Source organism: Actinomadura logoneensis (assembly GCF_003428695.1).
In the GTDB taxonomy this organism is placed as follows: domain Bacteria; phylum Actinomycetota; class Actinomycetes; order Streptosporangiales; family Streptosporangiaceae; genus Spirillospora; species Spirillospora logoneensis.
Genome location: NZ_QURH01000157.1, coordinates 1 through 3,166 on the forward strand (window position 1 = coordinate 1; position 3,166 = coordinate 3,166).

The 3,166-nt window shown below is 73.8% G+C and carries 3 protein-coding genes; 2 read left to right on the forward strand and 1 reads right to left on the reverse strand.

The features are described from left to right. Nucleotides 1-93: 93 nt before the first annotated feature. Nucleotides 94-750, reverse strand: coding sequence for a ScbR family autoregulator-binding transcription factor (locus DZF91_RS08225; RefSeq protein ID WP_117356886.1), 657 nt, complete (start codon nucleotides 748-750; stop codon nucleotides 94-96). A gap of 148 nt (nucleotides 751-898) precedes the next feature. On the opposite strand from DZF91_RS08225, the gene DZF91_RS08230 reads away from it, so the two are divergent. Beyond that, nucleotides 899-1,468, forward strand: a complete 570-nt coding sequence (locus DZF91_RS08230) for a DUF5987 family protein (protein ID WP_117356887.1) — start codon at nucleotides 899-901, stop codon at nucleotides 1,466-1,468. Next, nucleotides 1,465-3,165: an FAD-dependent oxidoreductase gene (locus DZF91_RS08235; protein WP_117356888.1), complete on the forward strand. Its 1,701-nt coding sequence runs from the start codon at nucleotides 1,465-1,467 to the stop codon at nucleotides 3,163-3,165. Before DZF91_RS08230 ends, DZF91_RS08235 begins: the two co-directional genes overlap by 4 nt. Nucleotide 3,166: the final 1 nt, after the last annotated feature.

Genomic DNA, 3,166 nt, shown 5'->3' on the forward strand with positions numbered 1-3,166 from the left:
CCCGACCGGCCTCCGCCCCGGCGGCCCGACAGATCTCCGCCCCGGCGGGGACCGGTCCGCGGGCCGGGGATCCACCCGCCCCGGCCCGCGGACTCAGGTGTGCCCCGGGGCGGCGTGGCCGGTCATGGAGCCGCGGGTGTCGAGCAGGTCGAGCAGCCCCGGAAGCCGCTCGGGCGGGACGAGGCCGGGGAGCAGGCAGCGCCACATGGTGGTCACGCAGCCCACCGGGTCGGCGGGACCGCCGTCCAGGATCACGATCTGCTGGAGCCCGGTGAACGTGGCGACCACGAACCGGGCGACGTCGGCGGTGTTCACGCCGGGCGCGAGGTCGCCCTGCCGGCCGGCCTCGGCGAGCAGCGCGGCGGTCTCGGCGATCCAGCCGGTGTGCGGGGGGCGGGTGTGCGACTCGTACAGCCGGGTCTCCAGCAGCAGCCGGATGCCGGCGCGCGCCGGGGGGTTGTCGCGGAAGGCCAGCCCCACCGCCCAGGAGAACTCCACCAGCAGGACGAGCGCGCGCGGATGCCTCGGCCGCAGCTCGGCGAGCAGCCCGCGCCAGAGCGCGTCGTACTCGGCCACGATCGTCGCGGCGAGCGTCTCCTTGTCCGGGAAGTGGAAATAGAGCGCCCCTTTGCTGACGTCCTCGTGCCTGGTGATTTCCTGCAGTGTCGTCGCGCCGTAGCCGTTGGCCTCGAAGGCTGCGGCGGCTGCCCGAAGAATGGTCTCGCGAGTACGCCGTGCACGTTCCTGCATGTGCTCACACCCACCCTGTCACGAAGGTTGATCATCCTATGACAGGGTCATTGACGGGTCAATTATCGACCGGCAATCCCGAAGATGACCGCCCGCACCGGGGCCGCAGATCCTTTTTGTGAATTCACCACGGTGAGGGAGGGTCCAGATGGAAACGGCTGACCCGGCCGCCGACGACGCGGCGACGGCGACACTGGAGGCGTTCGCGGACACCATCGTCCCGGGCGAGCGGCGCGGCCCGGACGACCGGGCCGTGGCGGGCGCCGCCCCCGGACCGGGCGCGGTCGCGGCGGGCGCGCTGGAACTGCTGCGCACCCCGGCCACCGGCGTGACGGGGGGCCTGGACGGCTACGTCGAGGCGCTCAACCGGCACGCCGAGGCGTACGCCCGCGAGCACGGCCGCGCCCTCGACGACGGCGTCCCGCCCTTCGTGGCGCTGGACCACGCCGACCGCGCCGCGCTCGTCCGCGCGCTGACCACGCCCGGGCACCCCGAGAAGGACCTGTGGGTGCTGCTGGCGCTGTTCTGCAACATGGCCTTCGACACCGCCGCGCACATGCCGACGGCGGACGCGATGAAGGCGGGCCACCCCGGCCTCACGGCGATGGGGTTCTCCCCGCCGGACGAGGACGGCCTCTGGCGCTTCCCGTCCTTCTCCTACCGGCGCGAACTGGCGCCCCTCCATCCGGGCACGACCTCCACCGGGAGCCCCGCATGAGCACCCCGACCGACATCGCGGGCAAGAGCGACGGCAGCGGCGGCGGCGCCGTCGAACGCACCGACGTCGTCGTCATCGGCAGCGGGTTCGGCGGCGCGATCGCCGCGTACCACCTGGCGGCGGGCGGCGCGAAGGTCACCGTCCTGGAGCGCGGCCCCTGGGTGCCGAGCGACGAGTTCGAGCACGACTTCCTGCTCGGGTCGTCCTACACCCGGATCTTCGACTTCGTCGTCGGGGACGGCATGAGCGTGCTCGGCGGCAACTGCGTCGGCGGCGGCAGCGTCGTGTACTTCGCCGCGATGCCGCGCGCCCCCCGGTTCGTGTTCGACCGGCAAGGCTCGCTGGGCCGCCGCATGTGGCCGTCCTCGATCGACCGGGACGCCCTCGACCCCTGGTACGACCGGGTCGCCGAGGCGCTGCCGATCATCCGGCAGGACTGGTCGGACGTGACCTACTCGGGCGGGCTGTTCGCGGCGGCGTGCGCGCACGCCGGACGCACCGCCAACCCGGCCCCCGCCGCGATCGACCGGGACAAGTGCACCAACTGCAACTGGATGATGGCGGGCTGCCGGTTCGACGCCAAGCGGTCGCTGCTGCTGAACTACCTGCCCGCGGCCGTCGCGCACGGCGCGGAGATCCGCCCGCTGCACGAGGTGCAGCTGCTGTCCCGCACCGACGACGGCGGCTACCGCGTCCACTACAACGTCATCGACGGCGAGGACTACCGGGTCACGGCCGGGAGCGGCACGCTCGACGCCAAGCTCGTGGTGGTCGCCGCCGGGGCGGGCGCGACACCGGTGATCCTCAAGCGGTCCGAGGGGGCGCTCGGGCCGATGCCGCACGGCGTGGGCCGCTACTTCTCCGGCAACGGCGAGCGCCTCAACACCGCCGTGTTCGACGAGGAGCGCGTCCGGTCGGTGCTCGGCCTCTCGCACGGGGACGCCGCGTACGCCGCGTCCCAGATCGGCAAGGGGCCGTGCGTGGCGAGCTGGGACCGGCTCGACCCCGACCTGCCCGAGTTCTCCCGGTTCACCCTGGAGCAGCTCTACTTCCCGCCCGGCTTCGGCACGATCCTCGCGCAGGTCCCCGGCGCGGACGGCCGGCCGACCTGGTTCGGGCCGGAGAAGAAGGAGATGCTCCGCAGCTGGCAGTCCTGGCTGACCGTCTTCACGATGAGCGAGGACGACAACGAGGGCGTGTTCGGCGACCTGCCTCCCACCGGCAACGCCGAGCGCATCTCCCAGCAGATGCTCGGCCGCGGCCCGCTGCGCTACGACCCGACCGCCAACACGCTGCGCGGCTGGGCCGAGTCGGACGCCGAGGTCCGCGACATCCTGGAGCGCGACGGGCTGGCCCGCGTCCTGCCCTGGACGAACGACCTGGTCGGCGCGTACACGGTGCACCCGCTGGCGTCCTGCCGGATCGGCGACGACCCCGCCACCTCGGCCCTGGACGACCGGCACGAGCTGCGCGGCCACCCGGGCATCTTCGTCACCGACGGCTCGGCCGTCCCCGGCGCGCTGACCGTCAACCCGGCGTTCACCATCGCCGCGCTCGCCGAGCGCGCCATGCCCGGCATCGTCCAGGCCGCCCGCGAGCGCGGCGTCGAGGTCCGCTACGGCGCGCCCGCCCCGGACGGGGCCACCAGCGCGCGCCGCGCCGCCTTCCCCCTCGTCCGCTCGCTCACCCGGCCGTGAC

Excerpts from the sequence above, each read along its gene's own strand:
- DZF91_RS08225 (WP_117356886.1), bottom strand. The coding sequence starts at position 750 with ATGCAGGAACGTGCACGGCGTACTCGCGAGACCATTCTTCGGGCAGCC.
- DZF91_RS08230 (WP_117356887.1), top strand. The coding sequence starts at position 899 with ATGGAAACGGCTGACCCGGCCGCCGACGACGCGGCGACGGCGACACTG.
- DZF91_RS08235 (WP_117356888.1), top strand. The coding sequence starts at position 1,465 with ATGAGCACCCCGACCGACATCGCGGGCAAGAGCGACGGCAGCGGCGGC.